This is a genomic window from Bacteroides sp. D2 (assembly GCF_025147085.1).
Classification (GTDB): domain Bacteria; phylum Bacteroidota; class Bacteroidia; order Bacteroidales; family Bacteroidaceae; genus Bacteroides.
In genome coordinates this window covers 5,706,587-5,729,557 of sequence record NZ_CP102261.1, presented here as the reverse complement: position 1 = coordinate 5,729,557, position 22,971 = coordinate 5,706,587, and the positions used below count along the sequence as shown (strand labels likewise).

The window sequence follows — 22,971 nt, the reverse complement described above, 5'->3', positions numbered from 1 at the left end:
GATTAACGATCGCTGCTTCCCTTTCCCTTTATTATTATTTTTCGAATTAAAACATTAAAAGACTAACGACAATGAAGAAATATCTTTTAGTCCTGGTCGGCCTGTGCTGTGTCTTGTCATACGCATTGGCTGAACGTCCGGACTACCCTGAACTGAAGAAATCCGATGCGAATATAATAGGTCATGTACTGGATAAAAAAACGAAAGAACATCTTCCGTACATCACCATTGCACTGAAAGGAACGACCATAGGAACCGTGACTGATGCTACCGGACATTATTTTTTGAAGAATTTGCCGGAAGGAAATTTTATACTGGAAGTTAGTTCAGTAGGTTACAAGACAGTGACCCGCAACGTAACTCTGAAAAAAGGAAAGACACTGGAAGAAGATTTTGAAATAGAAGAGGATGCAATTGCTCTTGACGGAGTAGTAGTTTCTGCCAACCGGAGTGAAACGACACGTCGTATGGCTCCTACTTTGGTGAATGTTGTCGACCTGAAACTCTTTGAAACCACTAACTCTTCCACTTTATCACAAGGACTGAACTTCCAGCCCGGAGTGCGTGTGGAGACAAATTGCCAGAATTGTGGCTTCCAGCAAGTCCGTATCAATGGTCTGGACGGACCATATACGCAAATTCTGATAGATTCGCGTCCCGTATTCAGTGCCCTTTCCGGAGTGTATGGACTGGAACAGATTCCTGCCAGCATGATTGAACGTGTAGAAGTGATGCGTGGGGGAGGCTCCGCCTTGTTCGGCTCTTCGGCTATTGCAGGAACCATTAATATAATCACCAAAGAACCTTTGCGCAATTCCGGTCAGCTGTCACACACCATAACTTCTTTAGGAGGAAGCTCCTCATTCGATAACAACACCTCACTGAATGTTTCATTGGTGACGGACGATCATCGTGCCGGATTGTATATCTTTGGTCAGAACCGTTATCGGTCGGGATATGATTATGACGGAGACGGATTTACCGAACTGCCCAAATTGAAGAATCAGACAGTGGGTTTCCGCTCTTATCTGAAAACAAGTACTTATTCCAAACTGACCTTTGAATATCACCACATGCAGGAATTCCGTCGTGGAGGGGATATGTTGAACCGTCCTCCTCACGAAGCGCATATTGCGGAGCAATTGCAACATTCTATTGATGGTGGAAGTTTGAAATTCGATTATTTCTCTCCGGATGAAAAGAACCGTCTAAGTGTCTTTGCATCGGCTGCCAATACAGATCGGGACAGTTATTACGGACCGGGTAACGATCCTCTGAAAGCCTATGGAAAGACAACGGATTTAACCGCTATGGGTGGTGCACAATACGTACATACGTTTGACAAGTGCTTTTTTATGCCTTCTGATCTCACGGCAGGGCTTGAATATAACCGTGACCGCCTAAAAGATAACATGTGGGGATATAACCGTCACACGGATCAGACGGTGAATATTTACAGTGCTTTTCTGCAGAACGAATGGAAGAACGACCGTTGGGGGATTCTGATTGGTGGTCGTCTGGATAAGCATAATATGGTGGATAATGTGATCTTTAGTCCCCGTGCCAACTTGCGTTTTAATCCTACCCAGAATATTAACCTGCGTTTAAGCTATTCTTCCGGATTTCGTGCTCCGCAGGCTTTTGATGAGGATATGCATATTGAAAATGTGGGCGGAACAGTGGCTATGATCGAGCGTGCAAAGGATTTGAAAGAAGAGAAATCCCAAAGTTTCAGTGCCTCGGCAGATATGTATCATCGTTTTGGAGCATTCCAAACGAATTTGTTGATTGAGGGTTTTTATACGAGACTGACTGATGTTTTTGTATTGGGCGAACCTTACGACCGTGGTGATGGTATATTAGTGAAAACACGTAGCAATGGCCCCGGTGCTAAAGTGATGGGATTGACACTGGAAGGTAAAGTGGCTTATCTTTCTATCCTGCAAATACAAGCGGGATTAACTTTACAACGTAGCCGGTACGATGAACCGCATAAGTGGCATGACGATGCACCGGCAGAAAAGAAGATTTTCCGTACTCCCGATACATACGGTTATTTCACTGCCACTTATACCCCCATCAAACCTTTATCTATCGCTCTGTCAGGAACCTATACCGGCAGGATGTTGGTGCAACGTATGGATATCACCGCCGAGAATGCCGAACTGGGTGAAATGCCTGAAAGAAAAGCGGAAGCAATCAGAACACCTCGTTTCTTTGATTTGGGAGTGAAACTGGCTTATGACTTCAAGTTATACAAAACAGTTGATTTGCAATTAAACGGCGGAGTTCAGAATATTTTTGAGTCTTATCAGAAGGACTTTGACAGAGGAGCTAACCGGGATTCCGGTTATATTTACGGCCCTTCTTTGCCGAGAAGTTTCTTTGCCGGGGTGAAGATTAGTTATTAATCGGTTGGAAAAAGTGTTTCATGGCTTGGAACTTTTTGTTTCCTGCGTTGAAACCATTAGTTTCAAGCCGTGAAACTGATGGTTTCCCAGTGTGAAACTAGTAGTTCCAAGCCTTGAAACTAACAGTTTCAAGCGGGTGAAACTAATATGCCGTATAGAGATTCATACTTTTCTCCTTATTAATCATTGATTGATCGGGCGGTGATAGGTGACAGATGTGGTGATAGGTTGTTTGCAACCTATCACCATCCCTAAAAGTGCCATGAATAAAGGCTTTTAGAAGTGCAGGTGATAGGTGATAGAGGAAAGTGAAAAAAACTCTGTGTAGAGATGGATCAAACCATATCTTTATCGACCCCGAATTTTTCTCCTGTCTGACATTTACCGGCGGGTTCCACATGTACCAGAATGTCATATACGTTATCTATCGAATTGATAATGCTTTTCTCTACCGAATCGGCAATCTCATGAGCTTGCGTGATTGTGATTTCCGGATTTACTTCTATATCAAGGGTAATCATATAGAGATTTCCTATCATTCGTGATCTGACACGATGCGGATTACTGGCACCGGGCACTTTCTCTACAGCCTCGAATATCTTGTTGTATACATTGACATCTTTCACTCCGTCCATTAGCTCCACATTCGAATCTATGAAAATACTGATGGAAGATTTGATAATAAAGAGACTGATTATCAATCCTGTTATCGAATCGAGTATCGGTAATTTGAAGATGAAAGTAAATATCAATCCTAATAAGACCCCTGTTGAGATGACAACATCATTACGCATATTGATGGCATTGGCCGTCAGCATGGAACTGTTGATCTTCTTTCCCTGTTTGTACTGGTATGAAGCCAGTAAGAGTTTACCGATAATAGAAAATATAGTGACATAGATGGCGATAGCCGATGGTATCTCTTTCACTTCATCTGAAAAGATGCTTTTTGTGGATGATAGCAACATTTGTACGCCGGCATAAAATATCACGAGTGATAGAATCTTTGTTGCGATCCCTTCCGCTTTCTCATATCCGAATACATATTTCTTTGAAGGAGGGCGGTTGATGAGGCGTGCCGTAAAAATCATAACGATAGAGATCACGACGTCGGTTGCCGAGTCGATACCGTCGCCGACTACGGCTAAACTACCGGCAAATAAACCGATTATGATTTTGGATGCGGACAGGATTGCATTGCCAATTGTGCTGATCCATGAGGTTGTGATTAGTATTTTCTCTCTTGACATTGAAGTGACTCTTTATAGTTGTTTGTAATGGGATTGGGGAGCAAAGATAAACATTAATAGGAGTTTGTGATATGAAGTCGCAAAAAACTTTTTTCGCCTTTTTAGTAGTTTATGCGTTTTAGTTGTATTATATATAGATGGTCAATTAAAAACAGGACAATTAATTTATTAAATAGTTAACCGCATGTTCAAAAAATTAAGTAGCTCTTTACTCATTGTGTCAGCTTGTGTTTTTTCTTCTTGTACGTCTACCGTCAAGCAAGAAATTGCAATCTTGCCTACCCCCGTTAGTCTGACCGAGCAGTCGGGCTCGTTTGTTTTAAAAGATGGCATGAAGATCGGAGTTTCCGATCAGTCGTTGTTTCCGGCTGCCGGATACCTGCAGGAAATTCTTCGGAATGTCATATCGTCTTCTGTTGAAGTCACTACTGATAAGAGTCAGGTAGATATGTATTTTCAGTTGAAGGATACTGTTGGAAAGCCCGGCTCTTATAAACTTGAGTCTACGCCGGAGTATATTCGGGTAGAGGCAACTGACTATTCAGGTATTATTTCTGCTATTACTACTATTCGCCAGTTGCTTCCAGCAACGATAGAAGTGCAGGGAGAGAAACAGAATTATTCTATCCCTGTCGTGCAAATAGAAGATGCGCCACGGTTTGAATGGCGTGGATTTATGTTGGATGCTTCCCGCCATTTCTGGAATAAAAAAGAAGTGAAGCATGTATTAGATCTGATGTCTTTGTATAAACTTAATAAGTTCCACTGGCATCTGTCTGACGATCAGGGTTGGCGTATAGAGATCGAGAAGTACCCGTTGCTTACAGAAAAAGGGGCCTGGCGTAAATTCAATACGCAGGATCGTACCTGTATGGCACGTGCGAAAGAAGAAGATAATACCGATTTCCTGATTCCGGAAGATAAGATACGCATTGTGGAAGGAGATACGCTGTATGGAGGTTATTACACTCATGATGATATAAAAGAAATAGTAGCCTATGCTACGCAAAGAGGCATTGATGTCATTCCCGAGATTGATATGCCGGGACATTTCCTGGCAGCTATCGGTCAATATCCGGAATTGGCGTGCGACGGATTAATCGGGTGGGGGGAAACTTTCTCTTCTCCTATCTGTCCGGGCAAAGATACAACGCTGGAGTTCTGTCAGAATGTGTTCAAAGAAGTTTTTGAACTTTTCCCTTATGAATATGTGCACATGGGTGGTGATGAAGTGGAAAAAGCCAACTGGAAGAAATGTCCTCTTTGTCAGAAACGGATTCGTACGGAGAAACTGGGTTCGGTAGAAGAACTTCAGGCATGGTTTGTACGTGACATGGAGAAATTCTTCCTTGCCAATGGAAAGAAACTCATAGGCTGGGATGAAGTGGTATCCGACGGATTATCTTCCGATGCTGCCATTACATGGTGGAGAAGTTGGGCGAAAGATGCATTGCCTACGGCAACTGCACAAAAGCAGAAAGTGATTGCTTGTCCGAATGAATATTTCTATTTCGATTATGCGCAGGATCAGAATTCAGTAAAGAAAATACTTGCGTATGATCCGTGTGCAGACGAGCGGTTATCACCGGAACAGAAGAAATATATCTGGGGTGTGCAGGCGAATCTCTGGGCTGAATGGATTCCGACAATGAAGCGCATTGAATATTTGATTGTTCCCCGTATGATAGCGTTGAGTGAAATAGCTTGGGCGGAGCCGGCAGCTAAACCGGGTCTCGAAGAATTCTATCGTCAGCTTGTTCCGCAATTTAAGCGGATGGATGTGATGAGGGTAAATTATAGGGTGCCTGACTTGCAGGGATTCTATAAAGTGAATGCATTTATTGATGAAACAACTGTGGAATTGACTTGTCCGTTACCCGGTACTGAAATACGTTATACGACAGACGGCAGTATGCCTACCAAAGAATCAGCTCTTTATAACGGCGCTTTGGAAGTTGGGAAGACTACGGATTTCGCTTTCCGTACTTTCCGTCCGGATGGCTCTCCTTCGGATGTGGTGCGTACCAAGTATGTAAAGGCTCCTTATGCGGAGGCGGTGACTGCTCCGGCTGCTTTGCAGTCCGGTTTGAAAGCAGTATGGCACGATTTCCGTGGTAATCTTTGTGCGGATATGGATGCAGCTCCTGTCAAAGGGGAGTATGTGGTGGAATCGGTATCCATTCCCGAAGAGGTGAAAGGAAATATCGGTCTGGTATTGACCGGCTATCTGGAAGTTCCTGCCGATGGTATCTATACATTTGCCCTTCTCTCGGACGACGGTAGCACATTAATGCTTGACGGTGAATTGTTGGGAGATAATGATGGAGCACATTCGCCGGTAGAGATTATTGTGCAGAAGGCTTTGAAAGCCGGGCTTCATCCGATAGAGGTACGTTACTTCGATTGTAACGGAGGCGTATTGCAGATGGAACTGGTGAATGAAAAAGGTGAAAAAGAAGTATTGCCAAGTGCATGGCTGAAACATGAATAACTATTCTGTTGTTTCAATCATTACTTATTCGTTATAGTCTGAATAGCAAATTTCATTATTTTTAGGTATTGTCCGTCTTGCCGACGAGCCGTACCTTTGCAGAAAATAATTGAAAACTTATGCGAATCAGTGAGAGACGAGTCGAGATTAATCATATATCAAAGGTGCACATGCACCGGATTGAATGGGATGAAGAGAGCTTATAGAAATATAAGCTCTCTTTTTTTTGAACGATTTCGAATATTGTTCTTTTTTGAAAACAAGCGATAAGTTAAATGATTGTCGAACTTAATATAGATTGAACGTACGTTATGAGTACATTGAAAAAACTTCAGAACTACATGGGTAAACGGAAAGTGCTTTTGCCTGCGGCAATACTGCTGTCTGCCCTAAGTGCCCTGGCGGGCATGTTGCCTTATATCCTTATTTGGCTGATTGTGAGAGAACTGCTTGAACACGGAGAGATAACCTCTTCCGGTAATGTGGTGATGTATGCCTGGTGGGCGGCAGGCATGGCCGTGGCGAGCATCGTCCTTTATTTTGCCGCATTGATGTCTTCGCATCTTGCAGCTTTTCGGGTTGAATCGAATTTGCGCAAAGAAGCCATGCGCCAGATAGTGCGTATGCCTCTCGGCTTCTTTGACATTAATACGAGCGGACGTATTCGCAAGATTATAGATGACAATGCAGGGGTTACCCATAGTTTTCTGGCACATCAGTTGCCCGACCTTGCGGCTACTTTTCTAGTGCCGTTGGTAGCTGCCATACTGATTTTTGTGTTCGATTGGATACTCGGTCTGGCATGTATCGTCCCTGTAATTATTGCCATGCTGGTTATGGGGTTTATGATGAATGCGGAAGGACGGCAGTTTATGAAAAGCTACATGACTTCTCTGGAGGAAATGAATACCGAAGCTGTAGAGTATGTGAGAGGAATTCCCGTAGTGAAGGTTTTCCAGCAGACTATTTACTCTTTCAAGAACTTTCACCGCTGTATCATGAATTATAATAAAATGGTATTCGGCTATACACGAATGTGGGAGAAGCCGATGTCGCTCTATACCGTAATAATCAATGGTTTTGTGTTTTTCCTTGCTCCGTTGGCTATTTTGCTGATTGGTTATTCAGGTAATTATGCATCGGTATTACTTAATTTCTTCCTGTTTGTTCTCATTACTCCTGTATTCTCCCAAAGTATCATGAAGAGTATGTATCTCAATCAGGCTTTGGGGCAGGCGAGTGAAGCTATCGGACGTCTTGAGAATCTGGTTGCTTATGAGCACCTGACTGTTGTAGAGCATCCACAACCGGTAAAGGAATTCAGTATTCAGTTCGAAAAAGTTTCCTTCAGCTATCCGGGAGCTAATCAAAAGGCGGTGGATGATGTTAGTTTCACTATTCCGCAAGGAAACACAGTAGCTCTTGTCGGAGCTTCGGGCGGAGGGAAAACAACGATTGCCCGTCTAGTTCCCCGTTTCTGGGAGGCAACGGAAGGGAAAGTTTTAATAGGTGGCATCAATGTAAGAGAAATCGCTCCCGAAGAACTGATGAAATATATTTCTTTCGTGTTCCAGAGTACAAAGCTGTTCAAGACTTCTCTGCTCGAAAATATCAAATATGGTAATCCCGACGCGACAATGGAGGAAGTGGAACGGGCAGTAGATATGGCACAATGCCGGGAAATTATCAATAAACTTCCGCTCGGACTGAATACGAAGATTGGTACGGAGGGAACATATCTCTCCGGCGGGGAACAGCAACGGATCGTACTGGCACGTGCAATCCTGAAAAATGCTCCCATCATTGTACTGGATGAGGCGACTGCTTTTGCCGACCCCGAAAATGAGCATCTCATCCAGCAAGCCTTGAAAGAACTGACAAAAGGAAAAACCGTATTGATGATTGCTCATCGTCTTTCAAGCATCACTGATGCCGACAATATCCTCGTCATTGACAAGGGGAAGATTGCGGAACAAGGTACACATGCCAACCTGCTTGGAAAACAAGGCATCTATTATCGTATGTGGAATGAATACCAGCAATCTGTTCGCTGGACAATAGGAAAGGAGGTTTCTAATGATTGAAGTAATAAAAAGACGTTTTGCCCTTTCAACTAAAGGAGCGAAAGATTTCTGTAAAGGTGTGTTTTTCACTACACTGCTCGATATTGTATTGATGTTGCCGGCGGTATTTGTTTTTCTCTTTCTTGAGGAATATCTTCGTCCTGTGTTTCAGCCTTCGGCTTCGGTGACGCATGGTATTCTCTATTATAGCATACTCGGTATTGTCTTTATGATAGTCATGTATATATTTGCGGTATTGCAATATCGTAGTACCTATACCACCGTTTATGATGAGAGTGCAAACCGGCGTATCTCATTGGCGGAAAAACTTCGCAAGTTGCCTCTGGCTTTCTTTGGCGAAAAGAATCTTTCCGACCTCACCGCCACGATTATGGATGACTGCACTGATCTCGAGCATACTTTCTCGCATGCGGTTCCCCAGTTATTTGCTTCCATTATCAGTATTCTGCTTATTACCGTCGGCATGGCATTTTATAACTGGCAGTTGACGATTGCTTTGTTCTGGGTAGTGCCGCTTGCCGCCGCAATCCTTCTTTTCTCGAAGAAGGAAATACAGAAAAGCAATGAAAGTAATTATCTGAACAAGCGGATGGTGACCGAACATATCCAGGAAGGACTCGATACCATTCAGGAGATAAAATCCTACAATCAGGAGAGAGACTATCTGGAAAAACTGGATGCGAGCATTGATACCTATGAAAAGGTATTGACTCGTAATGAACTGGTGCTCGGCATGTTGGTAAACGGTTCCCAAAGTGTATTGAAACTCGGACTGGCAAGCGTTATTATCGTTGGTGCCAATCTCTTGGCTTCGGGTACGGTTGATTTGTTTACCTATCTTATATTTATGGTTATCGGGTCGCGTGTGTATGCTCCGGTCAGTGAGGTGATGAATAATATTGCCGCTTTGTTCTATTTGGATGTGCGTATCAATAGAATGAATGAGATGGAAGCATTGCCGGTACAAAACGGGACTACCGAATTCACTCCTCAAGGTTATGATATCGAATTCAGACAGGTAGACTTTGCTTATGAGCAGGGAAAACAAATTCTGAATAACTTGTCTTTTATTGCCCGACAAGGTGAAAAAACGGCTTTGGTTGGTCCTTCGGGTAGTGGCAAGAGTACGGCGGCCAGGTTGGCGGCACGTTTCTGGGATATCCAGTCGGGAAAGATTACCCTCGGCGGGCAGGATATCAGTCGGATTGATCCTGAAACTTTGTTGAAAAACTATTCCGTTGTCTTTCAGGATGTAGTTCTTTTCAATGCTTCCATTATGGATAATATCCGTATTGGCAAACGGGATGCTACGGATGAGGAAGTCCGGAGAGTTGCCCGCTTGGCACAATGTGATGAGTTTGTCACTAAAATGCCGCAGGGATACCAGACGATTATCGGTGAGAATGGAGAAACATTATCCGGCGGTGAGCGTCAGCGTATTTCCATTGCCCGCGCTTTGTTGAAGGATGCTCCGATCGTTCTGTTGGATGAGGCTACGGCTTCGCTTGATGTTGAGAATGAAACCAAGATACAGGCAGGTATATCTGAATTGGTACGTAACAAAACGGTGCTGATTATTGCGCACCGTATGCGAACCGTTGCCAATGCCGACAAAATTGTAGTATTGGAGAATGGAAGTGTTGCTGAAATGGGAACACCGGAGGAATTGAAAAAGAAAAATGGTATATTTGCCCGGATGGTGAACAGACAGGTTACAAATATGAATTGATAAATAGCAGCGATACTATGCAATTTTTGAAAGGAGATATACAAGAGGGAATCTTGAAGGCAGCCGAAGAAGTGTTTCTGGAAAAGGGATACAAGGATGCCTCTATGCGTGAAATAGCTTCGAGGGCAGGGGTGACGGTGAGTAATATCTATCATTATTTCACCAATAAGGATGAGATATTCCGTACGATTCTGAAACCGGTATTGAATGATCTGTATGCTATGATTTATAATCACGATGCAGATCAGATGACGATAGACGTCTTTATGGATTCGGATTATCAGAAAATGTCTGTACGGGAATATATCAGATTGGTCTCTGAACATCGTGACCGTTTGCGGTTGCTGCTTTTTCAGGCACAAGGTTCTGTTTTGGAGAACTTCCGTTCTGAATATACAGATTTGATGACGCGTACGATTTCTGTTTTTTTTCAAGGGATGAAGCAGAAATATCCGCATATCAATATAGCAATAACTAACTTCTTTATTCACCTGAATACGGTATGGTTGTTTGCCCTGCTCGAAGAGCTGGTGTTGCATCCTGTGAAGAAAGAAGAGATGGAGAAGTTTATAGCGGAGTATATCGCTTTTGAAACGGCTGGTTGGAAAGAGCTCATGAATGCATGAGCTCTTTCACTTTATTCTCTTACTGATATAAAAAAACGTCCGGCTTTCACAAGCCGGACGTCCTTGCCTCTTTTAGAATATGTCATCTATTCATATTCCAAAATGAATACATTATATGGTTTTTTCAACTTAACAACCAAATAAAAGAAATGCGGGTGAATCACTTCGGCCGATTTCTATGTATTTTTAATGTGGCTACGTAATATAATTATGACTAATTAATTTAATTCTGATACTGCAAAGATAGGGGCTTTCCGCTTTTCCCGCAATCCCCTAAAATGGGTATTCTTCTATCAATTACTAGCTATATATAGTGGTTCAGGCGTTTGCATAACTATGCATCCCTCCAAGAACATAATTTACCCCGAAATAGGTCATTAAGACGGTCAGGAAAGCAAGAATCATATAGATATGGAAGAATAGAGGCTTGCGGAAAATGCGCAGACTTTGTGAATGGAAGGCTACTCCATATACCAGAAAAGTAATCAGTGCCCATACTTCTTTCGGGTCCCACGCCCAGTATCGTCCCCAGGAAACGTTTGCCCAAACTGCTCCCAGAAAGATGCCTGCTCCTAAAAAGAAGGTGGCAGGGTAGAGCAGCAAGCGGCTGACTAGCGTCAACTGTTCTATCCGGTTGTCTTGTATAGCGTCGTTTCCGGAGACATTGTTTTCCGATTCTTTTTTCCGGAGGCATAATGCCAGTATTCCGTTTAGCATGATGAATGCCAATAGGGCATAAGACATCATAATCAATGAAACATGAATACTTAGCCATGGAGAGACGAGCACCGGCATTAATGGGGTTATCTGGGGATTCATTTGTCCCAGATAGGAGACCAACAAAGCAAAGCCGGAGAGGAGGAATCCGAATGGAAGTATAAATGAGAATCTTCGATGGAGCAGACAGGCTATCAAAAGAATACAAAGAGCCATAAACTGCATGGTTTCGTAACCGTTGCTAAGTGGAATACGACCGCCAATGTACCAGCGCAGGCAATATCCTGCTAAATGGAATATGAAAGCAAGATAGAGTGCAACAGAAAAGAAAGTTCCTGCTGTGCGGGAAATCGTTTTGGCTTTGGGCGAGAGGATATTTCTTTGCAGGCTGTTATGAAGTAGAAGCAGGAAAGACAACACTCCCAATGACAGATTTATCATAAAAAGAATCTTGCTGAACGGAATCCGGTTGTAGAGTAATTCTGCTTTCACTTCCAGTTCGGAGAGAGGTTGCACGCTGCCATCAGTGGGTAATGGATGGATGAATGTTCCTTTTTCCAACATCAGGATCAGGCCTACTTTTTCATCTGTTTCCTGGATTGCTTTGGCGAGTTTGCTTTGTTGTCCTTGTTCACGTTGCCAATGTTCACGGAGACGATAAACAGAACCGTCAAATAAATCAGTTAATCGAGCATAAGGTGTTTGTAAGTTTAATAAATGCTGTAATTCTGTATTTTTGATGTATATCAATGGCTCATTTCTCCACACTTCCGGATAAAGTAACCAGCCACCTATCACTTGTTCAGGTGTCAATCCTTTATATGAAGCTTCTCCTGTCAGTTTCTGAATGAAATCACGGGCTAATGTGTTGAAAGGTACTACCCGGTCGTGATAAATAACCTGTTCCTGTGCTAAACTGTCCGCTTGTGTTCGTTTCAATGCAGGAAGGAGTTTTTTTTGTGCTTGCATGTTACCTGCAAGGCAGAAAATAAACAGTATAAATACACCTCCTTTTTTAAGTAGCGGGTGGTTTAGCAGGCGTCGGAAATCACTACTGCGGGAAAATAGTAGCCAAATCATGGAGAGACCGAGCAGGATATATCCCGCATAAGTCACTCCTGTTCCCCATGGATCATAATTGACAGTCAGCCAGCTCCCTTTTCCGTCATCATCGAAAGATGACTGATAGAAACGGAAACCTTGTGATGTAAATATACGATTCATTGAAATCTGTTCGTGTAATAGAACATTTTTCTGTCCGGGAAGAGAGTAGGTGATATAGCTGATGTAGTCTGCCGGTGCTTCTGTTCCGGGATAGTATGCTATACGGAAACTATCTAGTTGTATTGTGAATGGCAGATCAGCTTTTCTGCCGCTTTCCGATTCCTGGAAACTGTCTATTGTTGCCCCCGGAAGCAAGTGTACGTATCCTTTTTTGCTTCCGATAAACGTAATCATGGCCCCCACCAAGATAACGAGGAGGGAGCCATGAAACAACAATATGGGGAACCGTCGCCATAAAGCGCGTCGGATGAGAGCAACAAGTGCAATGGTGGCAATTGTTCCCCACAAACAACAAAACCAGCATGTATGATATATATTTCTTTCTACAAAATCTGTCCCATACGCTTGTTCTACGAAAGTAGTCACAGCGAGTAGTCCCACCAGACAGATATATAAGATAATAAGTAACCTTTTCAACTGTATAATCTTTTATGATATTAAAATGGAGCGTATTCCTTATTCTTACATTCTTTCACTCCCATACATTCCATCTCAATCAACCATCCGGGACGGCATACCGGAGCATGAACAAATACTTTAGGAGTATGTGGGAAACGTTTGTCATACATTGCTTTAACAACTGCATAGTCGGCTATGTCACGCAGATATACAATCATTTGTCCCAAATCTTCAAACGTGCAGTCCGCTTCTTTCAACAGGGTTTCCACATTCTCCCACATTCGTTCTGTCTGTTTGCGGATGTTGCCGGGATATACCACTTCGCCTTTGTTGTTGATACTTGCCGTTCCTGAAATAAATACCTGTCGGCGGTCGCTATAATCTACATACGTGCCACGTTCAAAGCTTACTCCATATTCATAAGTTGGGTTCAGATGGGTAGGAGCATAGAGGAAATGAATCTGTTCCGGTTGCAGTCCTGCTACGGCGTAAGTATCCATTTGTACCAGTACTTTCGGGTCGGCATGCCGGCCGTCGATGCCTGTGCTGGAAATATAATGTGTTTTTTCTGTCAGGTTTTGGGTGACGAAAACTTCATTACGTGCTTTCACTACTCCGGCATAATTCACATCTACATTTTGCACGAAAAACCATGTGCGGATACAATTGTCTGCCAGTTTACAACCTTGTTCCATGAGTTGCATCACATAGTCATTCAATAATAGACGGGTCTGGTATTCCGAATTGGCGGCACGATTGAATGCACTACCGCCCCAGAAGTGGCGATAGGCACTGTGTTTCACCTCAAAAAGCCCGTTATGTAAGACTTGTGTCTGTACGTCTGTCAACAGGTAAACCCATAAGGCAATTTTTGTTCCGTCCAGCGGGGGCTGTTCCACAATGGAAAGTGCGCAGTCCGAACCTTCGGTTGTCAATGCCAGTAGTGTATCTGCCTGATTGGCAGCGTCACTAAGGAAATAACGTTTGAGGATGGCAACTGCTCCTTTCAATTCTTGGGTAAGTAAATAATCGTAGGTGTTTAATACTGCATTCAGCTGTTCTTCGTATGTATCTTCCGGTTTAGTAGAATGAATGATAATATGATACTCTGAAGCTTCTCCTCCTGCATTATATTTAAAAATCTCTGTTAGCGTCTTTTCAGACTGAATATTCTGTTGTTTTTTGTTGTTCATATCAGTTGGGTAAATAACTATTTATTCTTGCGCACCGTTATTGATCCAGTCGTCAATAAGGGTCAAAATCGGGGATGATACTATTTCTTTTGAGTGATCGTATCCCCAGGTTGAACTAATAGTGGTATTTAATAATGTGTGCAATACGCTTTCTTGCGCACTGCCCGGCTTGACGAGTAACATGCCATCTACTTTCTTCGACGGGCGGTTGACCAGTGCCTCGTAACTTTTGCCTTCTGTCAGATACAGGTTGGCTGCTGCCGAACTACCTCCACCATGACAGTGTGCGCATGTCGTATTAAATACTTTTTCTTGAATGCCATGGTACATACCTACATTTACAGTTCCCACATCCATAAGGATGGTGTCGTCAACTGCTGTAAGGTCGTCCATTGACTGAAAACTGATAACTCGTTTTCTCAATTTATTAATAACGCACAATTCAATAGTGGTTACTTTATCACTGACTCCTGTCATCGTAACCTGGATCTCATCATCTTCGACCGCCGGAATTGTTTTGGTGACAACGGCATACTCGCTCTCATCACTGAAGCCTGCCACTACAACACTATAACCATCGGGCCATTTACTGATACCATTGATCTTACCGCTCATCTTCAGCGTGCGTCCTTCTTCTGATAGGGTCTCTGTCTTTTCGTAAATACGTCCGTCATCGCATGATGTGATGTATGCCAATAACAGTAGATAACCCCCGAAAAGAATGTATTTTTTCATAAACAAATCCTTTCTTGTGCTATTTAGAATGTATACTGAAGTAGAATACTGGCCGAATGTACTGCCAAACCTAAATCGTCGTTATCCCGATCAAGTTGGGTATCATGACCTTTACGGGCAATATACTGGTACATCGCTTGTAACTTCAGATTACAGTTCTTGAAAAAATAGTTCATACCCACGGCTGGCATATTTAGAAAACCATTGGTGTCCATTCCGTTACGGTTGAAGAAATCATAGCGTGCAGCTGCTTGCAGACGGGGGGCAACGAAGTAACCACCTTGTACATAGCCGCCCAGGTAATTATATGACTCGGAAATCTTTTGTCTTTTTGTGAAGCCAACATTCATATAATAGACTTCAGCACCGAGGTAAAGTTTGTTCTTTAGCATTGCAAACTCCAATCCGGCACGATAATCATTGGTACTTTCATTTTCACTTTCTACATTGATAGAGGTAGAAATACCAAACATGATTTTGTCTTCATTCAGCCTGTTCGGATTTCCCTGTGTAGCGGGCATCACTCCTTTAGGCATATAGGTGAAACGTCCGGCGTACAGTAAAGACGGAATGTGCCAGTCATCACTAAATGTTTTTGTTGCTGTATTTACTGCTGCACCCGTACCGTTGAATAAACCGATTTCATACCCGAATTTATCAGCTACCAAACCGTGAATCTCTACACCTAAATCGAATCCGGTGCCAATATTGGGTGTTACCGCATTCAAAGAATAGGGGAGGATAACGGGAGCAGTCAGTGATACTGGCAAACTAGGTAACAATGTTTCTCCCAGTGTTGTCAGGTAGGCATGTGAAAACGGAGTTTTGAATTTACCGACCCGGATGGCAAACTGCTTTTTCAGTTGAACATCAAACCAGGCTTGTTGAAGTAATGCACCTCCGCTGGCTGCCGCATTTATGGAAAGGTTGAAAGATACTTTATCGAAAGCCTTTCCGGTGAATCCGAGTACGGCGTAAGGAACTGAAAATCCGGAGTTGGCTATGTTATCTTGATTGTATGCTTTATCCAGTCCTTCATCGTCGTACCAATTGAAGTTTGCACTGGTCTGTACGAGCAGATAGGGTTTGAATACAAAATCTCCTTTCTTGGTTTCGATAGTGAATCCTTCTCTTCCAGCTAATGATACTACACCATTTTCTGTATCTTCTTCATGTTGTGCCATAGCGGCCAAAGGCATTATGGCAGTCAGCATGGCAATGATTATAAATCTCTTCATAATTACTTTATATATACTACTTTTAGTTTAAAGTGAATTTAAAAATGCAATCAGCGCATCCCGGTCTTCCTTACTCATATTCTTAAATAAGTTCTTTGATGCTTCTCCTTCTCCGCCATGCCACATGATGGCTTCTGTCAGATTGCGGGCACGTCCGTCATGCAAGAAATAAGTATGTCCGTTGACCTTTTCTTGTAAGCCGATTCCCCAAAGAGGGGTAGTACGCCATTCGTTTCCACGTGCCAGCCCGCTTACATAGTTGTCGTTCAGTCCGACTCCCATAATTTCAGAACCCATATCATGTAATAGATAATCAGAATAAGGGTGAATCGTTTGACCGCCTAACCACGGGAGTTGAGTATTATTTAATAAAACACTACCACGTGTCTTAGTGTGTAAAGTGGTCACATGACAGAGATGACATTTGGCTTTATAGAAGTTCTGTTCCCCTTTGATTACTTGCGGATCGTTTACATTACGCCGGGCGGGAACACCAAGACTTTGCATATAGAGATCTACGTTTTCCATCTCTTCTGTGCTGACATCCAGTTGGTCGTAAGAAAGCCCCATCATGCTGCCTTGGTTTACTTGTATTTGTCCTTCACAGATTTCTTCCGGATAGCGGCTGTTGGTAACGCCCATATCACTGGAGAATCCCAATTCTACAGTTAAATCGGCATGTTGAGCTTTGTTGCCGGACAATCCCAGACTTCTCACTCCGCGTTCGGTGATGTAATTACATCGTCCGCTGATTCCATATTCGGGATAATTACTTTTTGCTGCAAGTGCTTCAATTTCAACAGGATCTAGTGCCATCATTTGCCCCATGCCTACATGGCGTAATGGAATACGTACGGTACAAAACAAATCTTCCGGTTTGATTTCTTCGGCATACCATTCGGATATAGTATAATTGGGTTTGCAAAGCGTGTAGGCTTCTCCATCAGGGAAAGAAAATGTCTCGTAAGTGTATTCCACAGACAGTTTGCCTTCCGGTTGCACTCCATAGATTGCCTGGTCATGAAGCACACGTCCATAATCTTGAAAGAAAGCTCCGTTTTTACGGGATATGTAGACTAGCATGGAAGAGAATCCATAGCTGCCCGATCCACCCTCTGTCCATAAAGAGGGTTTGGTACGTCCCGCATTCCGGTGGCAACTGCCGCACGAATAACCGGCATAAACGGGGCCAAGTCCGCCGCCATGCCCGTTGTTGCTTGTACGTACATCGTCATATAGCCTGTCGCCTCGGGTGAAACGTACATCGTATGCTCCTGTTATCCAATCTGCAGGCGTGTCATAAGCAACAGACGAATTCAAGAAAATAGTTGATGTTCCGGCTGATAGAGCATAGCCCTCCGGAATCTCGATATCCAATATGTCAATTCCGTCATCATCACAGGCAGAGCATGCCAACAGGCAAAAGAAAGAGAATGAATATTTTAGAAAGTGATTCATTGTTTATTGACTTTGTTTCAATAATATGTTTTAAACATACCAAAGAAGTAAAGGTGGATCATTGAATTCCAACCTTTACTTCTCAATAATATCTTAGCTAAGATAAAGCTTTATTGTACTTTACGTGGTTCACCGTTTTTGTAGAGAAGGAATTCCAATGTGTGGAAACCGCGTACATTTTGTGCCGATTCGACAGCAGCTTCATCATCACCTTCACTCCATTCGAGATCACTCCAACTTTGAGAATTCAGTATTTGTACAATAGCGTTCTGATCCAGAGGCCAGCTGTCCATGTTAGGATCAAGTCCCATTTCGTCTACCGGACCGAATAAGAAAGCTTCGCTCTTTTCCCATGGTTCACGAGCAGTGATCCAAGCATCACAAGCTGTTTCAAAAGCACTATTTGACGGATTGTCTGCAAGGGCTATTACTGCATTGTAGAGAGCGTCATTTTTTTCTTTCAAACTTTTGTAGGTAGGCACTACTACTGCATCTACATATTGTGTTACTACAGGATTAAGTACTGCGTCCGTATTGATATTGTTGCTATTATTTGCAATATAGGATTTTAAGTCATTCTTCAGTATACTTTCCAGCTCTGCACAAGCATCCATAGCTGCTACCGTTTCGTTACTGGGAATATGATTACGGAAAGGTTGCGGAATATCCTGAATGGCTTTTGCTGCTTTTTGGATAGCATTCTTTATCTTGGTATCTAATGATGAATTAACACCGGCGATAACAGTAGATAAAGAATTAGCATTTATATTACCGTCTAAAGAACCGTAATATGCATTCCGGATGGAATAAATGTTATTGGTATAGTCATCACGAGAATGCCAGCTGTACCAGGATTCCACAGCATATAATGCTTCTTCAGTATTTCCGGCTTTATACAAGTTGTATGGGTCACCAATTTTGGCTGTACCGACTTCATTGGCAATTTCCGCGCATTTATCCACGATTTCTTCCACACAGCTCAAGGCGCTTGCGTAAGGAGAGGCACTATGAGCCTTGAACAGGGAAGCATAGCTTTCACCTCCTTTATAGCTTGAATTCCATGCGTTGTAGAGATTGGTTGCATCTGTTTTTAGAAGTGCTGCTACATTTCTCATGTAGTTATGCCAGCTTGATGCATTTTCAGGAGTGTAATCAATATTAGCAGGATCTACTGTTGGGTTGTCATCATCACTGCTGCAAGAAGTTGTTGTGAATGCTAATCCCAATATTAGGGCTGCGACATAAAAGAATTTTGTTTTCATCATATAAAAATTAAATAATTGATTATTTGTTATTTCTTAATAAACCATCCTATATAGGCAATTCCAATAGAAAATTCGTTTTCACTGTTGTATGACTTTGATACGCCAAAAACTTTATTTGTACCAATCTGGCGGGTTGCATAGTCTGCTTTTATCACTAAGTTTGGCAAAGCGTACCAATTTAATCCCGCTGTCCACATACTTACTTGGCAACGTTTTTCCATCGTTTGCCCTTTTTCCCCTTTCTCTTGTGGGTTGTAGTATTCATAGCGGGCAAATGGATAGATTACCGGAATCTTTTTATTGCCTCCGAAGACCGAGCGGATATTAATACCGGCTTCTGCTGCATAACTTACGGCATTCTTCGCTACCGGAGCCAGACGGCTGTAAGGCGATTTATTGGATAATTTGACATTTGCCTGACTTACTCCTAATGAATTTCCTAAATTTCCATATAAGATATTACCGCGTGCCGTTACATATTTATTGCGATACTGTGCATCTGCGGTGAAGATTCTTATCGGAATTTTTCCATAGCTTGCATAAGTCTGTTCTTTATCAGAGTTGGCTCCTGCATCTGCACAATAATAAAATGATGCACCTACACGTAAATTGGGAACTCCTTTATAATCTAAACGAAATACATACGCGGGAGAAGTGAAGTTGTCTTCCTCAAAGATTCCCTGTTTGCCACTACCTACCCATGTGTTACGATCGAATCCATTAGGATTCAGGCCTGCTACCACCATAGCTTGATAATCGAAGCTTGCATACCCTTTTCCGAAAGAACCAAAGATTTCCAGACCATTTTCATGCCAGGTAGAAGGCAAAAGGCTTGTTTCACCTTCCGGGCGTGAAGTTCCGAAGAAATTGATCGGTTCATGGTGTGCGTTAGTCAATCCTACCGGAACAATAATATGTCCGGCACGTACATTGAGGGAGCGGTGAATTAAACGTGTGATGTGAAATTGTTCGATAGCTACTTCACCTCCTTTTTCAACTTCTGTTTCGTATTCACCGTTTTCGGTGTTTTCTAATTCGAAAGCTGTACCTGTTCCACCAGATTCGAACTCAATCTCTGCACCGAGTATCCATTTGGAATTGAACTTATAATCAAAAGCTAAAACGAAACGGGGAATTGAAATGGTATTCCTGTTTTTCTTTGGATTACCATCGTTTCCTCCATAGAAACGGTTGATGCCATAATCTTTAAAATTAGCGACCATTTCACCGTATCCTCCAAAACGGAATTTTGTATATTCTTCTGTAGAAGAAGAATTACTACTTTTGGAAATTTCTTTTGTCTCCTGTGCTCGAATTGTAAGAGAAGGTAGGAGACTAAGAATAACGATTGCTGTTATTTTTCTCATCTTTTTAATAATTTTATCGGCTGCAAAGTTAGATGAGGTTAAAAAATGTGGCAATACCTAATATTAGGCATAGTTGTTTCTTAAATTCAGTATATGTAGGTAATTTTAATCTAAAGAGTAAAAAAAATATAGTAGTAGATGAAATAAAACAGACAAAGGTGTATTTCAGTATGATAATTTTTACTGATATACACCTTTGTCTGTTGTTAGTGTGTAGAGTTGTCTTTATTATTTCATAGCGTCACCGATTTTGTTTGTAATTGAGCGAATCGTTTCTTCTACAACCAGTTTCCTTGAGTATATCTACCATCAGGAAACTACCTTTTCAGAAACGATTCAACTCAGACAAACTACATACAAACAAAGCTAAACTTATGCTAAGGTTATCGCTTAAACTGCCATCTTTATACCTTCTTTTTTACTGCAATATCGTTTGCATTGCTGGCAAAGGTCATATCCCAGCATGGCTCCTAAAATAAAATCTTCTTCGGCAGTCAGTTGGTTTAAAGGACGGATGATGATGTGCCGCATGGCTTCCATACATTCTGCCTTTCCAAAAAATAGGTTAATTTTATTGGTACCTACTTCCTGTATCATATAACTGATCTTTTGATTTTTCAATCGGCGGATGGCAAATTCTTCGTGCTCTTTACTCATTGTGTAAAGTACCATGTTGCGTACGCCTTTCTTAAACTCATAAATATGATTAAGAAAAATTCGGATTTCGCCGGGGATGATTCTTTCAGTTGCCATGATGCAAAGTATTCTTTTTATGTTAAGGTAAAATTAGCTAATTTCTTGTTTCACTTGTTCAGCCCATGCGCTGATACGTTCGTCTGTTTTGCTATCTTCGTTGACTTCGTCAAGTGGAAGACCTACAAACTTACCGTCTACGACGGCAATGGAGGAATCGAAGGTATAGCCTGCAGTATCTGTTGCTCCACAGAATTTGCAGTGGGTATCTTTCAGATCTTCATAGAGAATACCTATTGCGTCACAGAATGTGTCGCTATACGAGTCAGAGTCGCCGCAACCGAACAGGGCTACAGATTTGTGGGATAAATCACACTTCTTTAAAACTTTTACTCCATCGTACCAGTCGTCTTGAAGTTCGCCTGCTCCCCATGTGGAAGAGCCGAGCACCAATACGTCATATTCATTGACTAATGCCTCTGTTAGCTTGGATACATCAAATACATCTGCCGATGGTACATCTAATTTCTCTGCAATTCGACGGGCAAGGTCTTCTGTTGTTCCGGTTGTGGAACCATAAAATACACCAATTTTATTCATCTTTGATTCGTTTTTAAATGTAACGCTGCAAAGATAGAGGGTCTTAAAGAAATAGGAAATCCCCATTTATAATGGAAGATTTGTCTCCTTCTCATTATAAATGGGGATATATGGAAAAATGGTCGATCTTTTTAATGGTGGAACAAGCGGATGCCTGTAAATGCCATTGCCATATTGTATTTGTCGCAAGTTCCAATCACATGATCGTCACGTACTGATCCGCCCGGTTGTGCAATATAGCTGACGCCACTCTTGTGTGCGCGTTCTATATTATCTCCGAATGGGAAGAATGCATCTGATCCTAAAGCTACGCCTGTCATCGTATCCAACCATGCCCGTTTTTCTTCGCGTGTCAGTATTTCCGGCTTTTCAGTGAAGAACTGTTGCCAGATACCGTCTGCCAGTACGTCGTCATAATCTTCCGAAATGTAAACGTCAATCGTATTGTCACGGTCTGCACGACGGATTTTTTCAATCCACGGCAAGTTCATCACTTTCGGGTGTTGGCGTAAATACCAGATATCTGCTTTATTTCCTGCCAGGCGCGTACAGTGAATACGTGACTGTTGGCCTGCGCCAATACCGATTGCCTGTCCGTCTTTGGCATAACATACAGAATTGGATTGTGTATATTTTAAAGTGATTAAGGCAATGATTAAGTCGCGTTTTGCATCAGCCGGGATTTCCTTGTTCTGCGTAGGCATCTCTTTCAAAAGACTTTCATCGATCTTCAATTCGTTTCTTCCTTGTTCGAAAGTTACTCCGAATACATCTTTATGTTCGATAGGAGCCGGGCGGTATGCAGGATCTATCTTTATTACATTATAGGTTCCTTTTCTTTTATTCTTTAGAATCTCCAGTGCTTCGGGAGTATAGTCAGGAGCAATGACTCCGTCGGATACTTCACGGTTGATGATGCGTGCTGTTTCTTCGTCACAAGTGTCGGATAATGCGATAAAGTCTCCGTAAGACGACATACGGTCTGCTCCACGTGCACGGGCGTATGCTGTAGCCAATGGAGATAGTTTCATGTCATCGACAAAATAAATCTTCTTCAGCGTGTCGCTCATTTCTACCGCAACAGCAGCACCTGCAGGGCTGACATGTTTGAAAGACGCGGCAGCCGGCAGTCCGGTAGCTTCTTTCAGTTCTTTCACTAGTTGCCAACTGTTGAATGCATCCAATAGATTGATATAACCGGGACGTCCATTCAATACTTCGATGGGGAGTTCGCCTTCTTTCATGAAGATACGGGCAGGCTTTTGATTAGGGTTGCAGCCGTATTTCAGTTCGAGTTCGTTTGCCATTTTATTAATTACAAATTACGAGTTACTAATTACAAATTGATAGCGACAAAATTACTAAAAAAAGACTAGCTTGCCTAAAGTTACGCTACAAAATAGTAGCATATAATTAGTATTTGGCTATTTC

Annotated in this window: 16 protein-coding genes; 5 read left to right on the top strand and 11 right to left on the bottom strand. The window is 42.3% G+C overall.

What is annotated here, in order from left to right; genetic code table 11:
- Positions 1-71 precede the first annotated feature (71 nt).
- On the top strand, positions 72-2,411 hold the full coding sequence (locus NQ505_RS21640) for a TonB-dependent receptor (RefSeq protein ID WP_008999696.1): 2,340 nt from the start codon (positions 72-74) through the stop codon (positions 2,409-2,411).
- 335 nt (positions 2,412-2,746) lie between these two features.
- Here the strand turns inward: NQ505_RS21640 and NQ505_RS21635 are convergent, their stop codons facing one another.
- Positions 2,747-3,661, bottom strand: coding sequence for a cation diffusion facilitator family transporter (locus tag NQ505_RS21635; protein WP_008999697.1), 915 nt, complete (start codon positions 3,659-3,661; stop codon positions 2,747-2,749).
- 184 nt (positions 3,662-3,845) lie between these two features.
- Between NQ505_RS21635 and NQ505_RS21630 the strand changes: the two genes are divergently transcribed.
- From NQ505_RS21630 to NQ505_RS21615, 4 genes are all read left to right on the top strand, one after another.
- Positions 3,846-6,152 carry a family 20 glycosylhydrolase gene (locus NQ505_RS21630; protein ID WP_008999698.1) on the top strand — a complete coding sequence of 769 codons (2,307 nt, stop codon included), beginning with the start codon at positions 3,846-3,848 and terminating at the stop codon, positions 6,150-6,152.
- Positions 6,153-6,463: 311 nt separating this feature from the next.
- Positions 6,464-8,236, top strand: coding sequence for an ABC transporter ATP-binding protein (locus tag NQ505_RS21625; RefSeq protein WP_032853656.1), 1,773 nt, complete (start codon positions 6,464-6,466; stop codon positions 8,234-8,236).
- Complete coding sequence (locus NQ505_RS21620) at positions 8,229-9,965, top strand: ABC transporter ATP-binding protein (RefSeq protein ID WP_004300132.1); 1,737 nt, start codon at positions 8,229-8,231, stop codon at positions 9,963-9,965. The genes NQ505_RS21625 and NQ505_RS21620 overlap by 8 nt, the downstream gene beginning before the upstream one ends.
- A gap of 17 nt (positions 9,966-9,982) precedes the next feature.
- The gene (locus NQ505_RS21615; RefSeq protein ID WP_004300131.1) at positions 9,983-10,591 is read left to right on the top strand and encodes a TetR/AcrR family transcriptional regulator; all 609 of its coding nucleotides are present in this window, start codon (positions 9,983-9,985) and stop codon (positions 10,589-10,591) included.
- Between the two features lie 318 nt (positions 10,592-10,909).
- On the opposite strand, the gene ccsA is transcribed toward NQ505_RS21615, so the two are convergent.
- From ccsA to NQ505_RS21565, 10 genes are all read right to left on the bottom strand, one after another.
- Positions 10,910-13,009, bottom strand: coding sequence for a cytochrome c biogenesis protein CcsA (ccsA, locus tag NQ505_RS21610; protein ID WP_008999700.1), 2,100 nt, complete (start codon positions 13,007-13,009; stop codon positions 10,910-10,912).
- Between the two features lie 20 nt (positions 13,010-13,029).
- Positions 13,030-14,184: a Rid family hydrolase gene (locus NQ505_RS21605; RefSeq protein ID WP_008999701.1), complete on the bottom strand. Its 1,155-nt coding sequence runs from the start codon at positions 14,182-14,184 to the stop codon at positions 13,030-13,032.
- A 21-nt stretch (positions 14,185-14,205) separates the two neighbouring features.
- Positions 14,206-14,919, bottom strand: a complete 714-nt coding sequence (locus tag NQ505_RS21600; protein ID WP_008999702.1) for a hypothetical protein — start codon at positions 14,917-14,919, stop codon at positions 14,206-14,208.
- A 23-nt stretch (positions 14,920-14,942) separates the two neighbouring features.
- Complete coding sequence (locus tag NQ505_RS21595; RefSeq protein ID WP_004303732.1) at positions 14,943-16,157, bottom strand: porin; 1,215 nt, start codon at positions 16,155-16,157, stop codon at positions 14,943-14,945.
- Between the two features lie 27 nt (positions 16,158-16,184).
- Positions 16,185-17,615: a di-heme oxidoredictase family protein gene (locus tag NQ505_RS21590; RefSeq protein ID WP_004303731.1), complete on the bottom strand. Its 1,431-nt coding sequence runs from the start codon at positions 17,613-17,615 to the stop codon at positions 16,185-16,187.
- 110 nt (positions 17,616-17,725) lie between these two features.
- Positions 17,726-18,880 (bottom strand): imelysin family protein, encoded by a 1,155-nt coding sequence (locus NQ505_RS21585; RefSeq protein WP_008651745.1) that lies wholly within the window; start codon positions 18,878-18,880, stop codon positions 17,726-17,728.
- 26 nt (positions 18,881-18,906) lie between these two features.
- On the bottom strand, positions 18,907-20,247 hold the full coding sequence (locus NQ505_RS21580; RefSeq protein WP_008999703.1) for a hypothetical protein: 1,341 nt from the start codon (positions 20,245-20,247) through the stop codon (positions 18,907-18,909).
- Between the two features lie 390 nt (positions 20,248-20,637).
- Positions 20,638-21,000: a DUF2023 family protein gene (locus NQ505_RS21575; RefSeq protein ID WP_004300123.1), complete on the bottom strand. Its 363-nt coding sequence runs from the start codon at positions 20,998-21,000 to the stop codon at positions 20,638-20,640.
- Between the two features lie 33 nt (positions 21,001-21,033).
- Positions 21,034-21,540 carry a flavodoxin FldA gene (fldA, locus tag NQ505_RS21570; RefSeq protein WP_004311873.1) on the bottom strand — a complete coding sequence of 169 codons (507 nt, stop codon included), beginning with the start codon at positions 21,538-21,540 and terminating at the stop codon, positions 21,034-21,036.
- Positions 21,541-21,671: 131 nt separating this feature from the next.
- Positions 21,672-22,847, bottom strand: a complete 1,176-nt coding sequence (locus tag NQ505_RS21565) for a phosphoribosylaminoimidazolecarboxamide formyltransferase (protein ID WP_004303728.1) — start codon at positions 22,845-22,847, stop codon at positions 21,672-21,674.
- Positions 22,848-22,971: the final 124 nt, after the last annotated feature.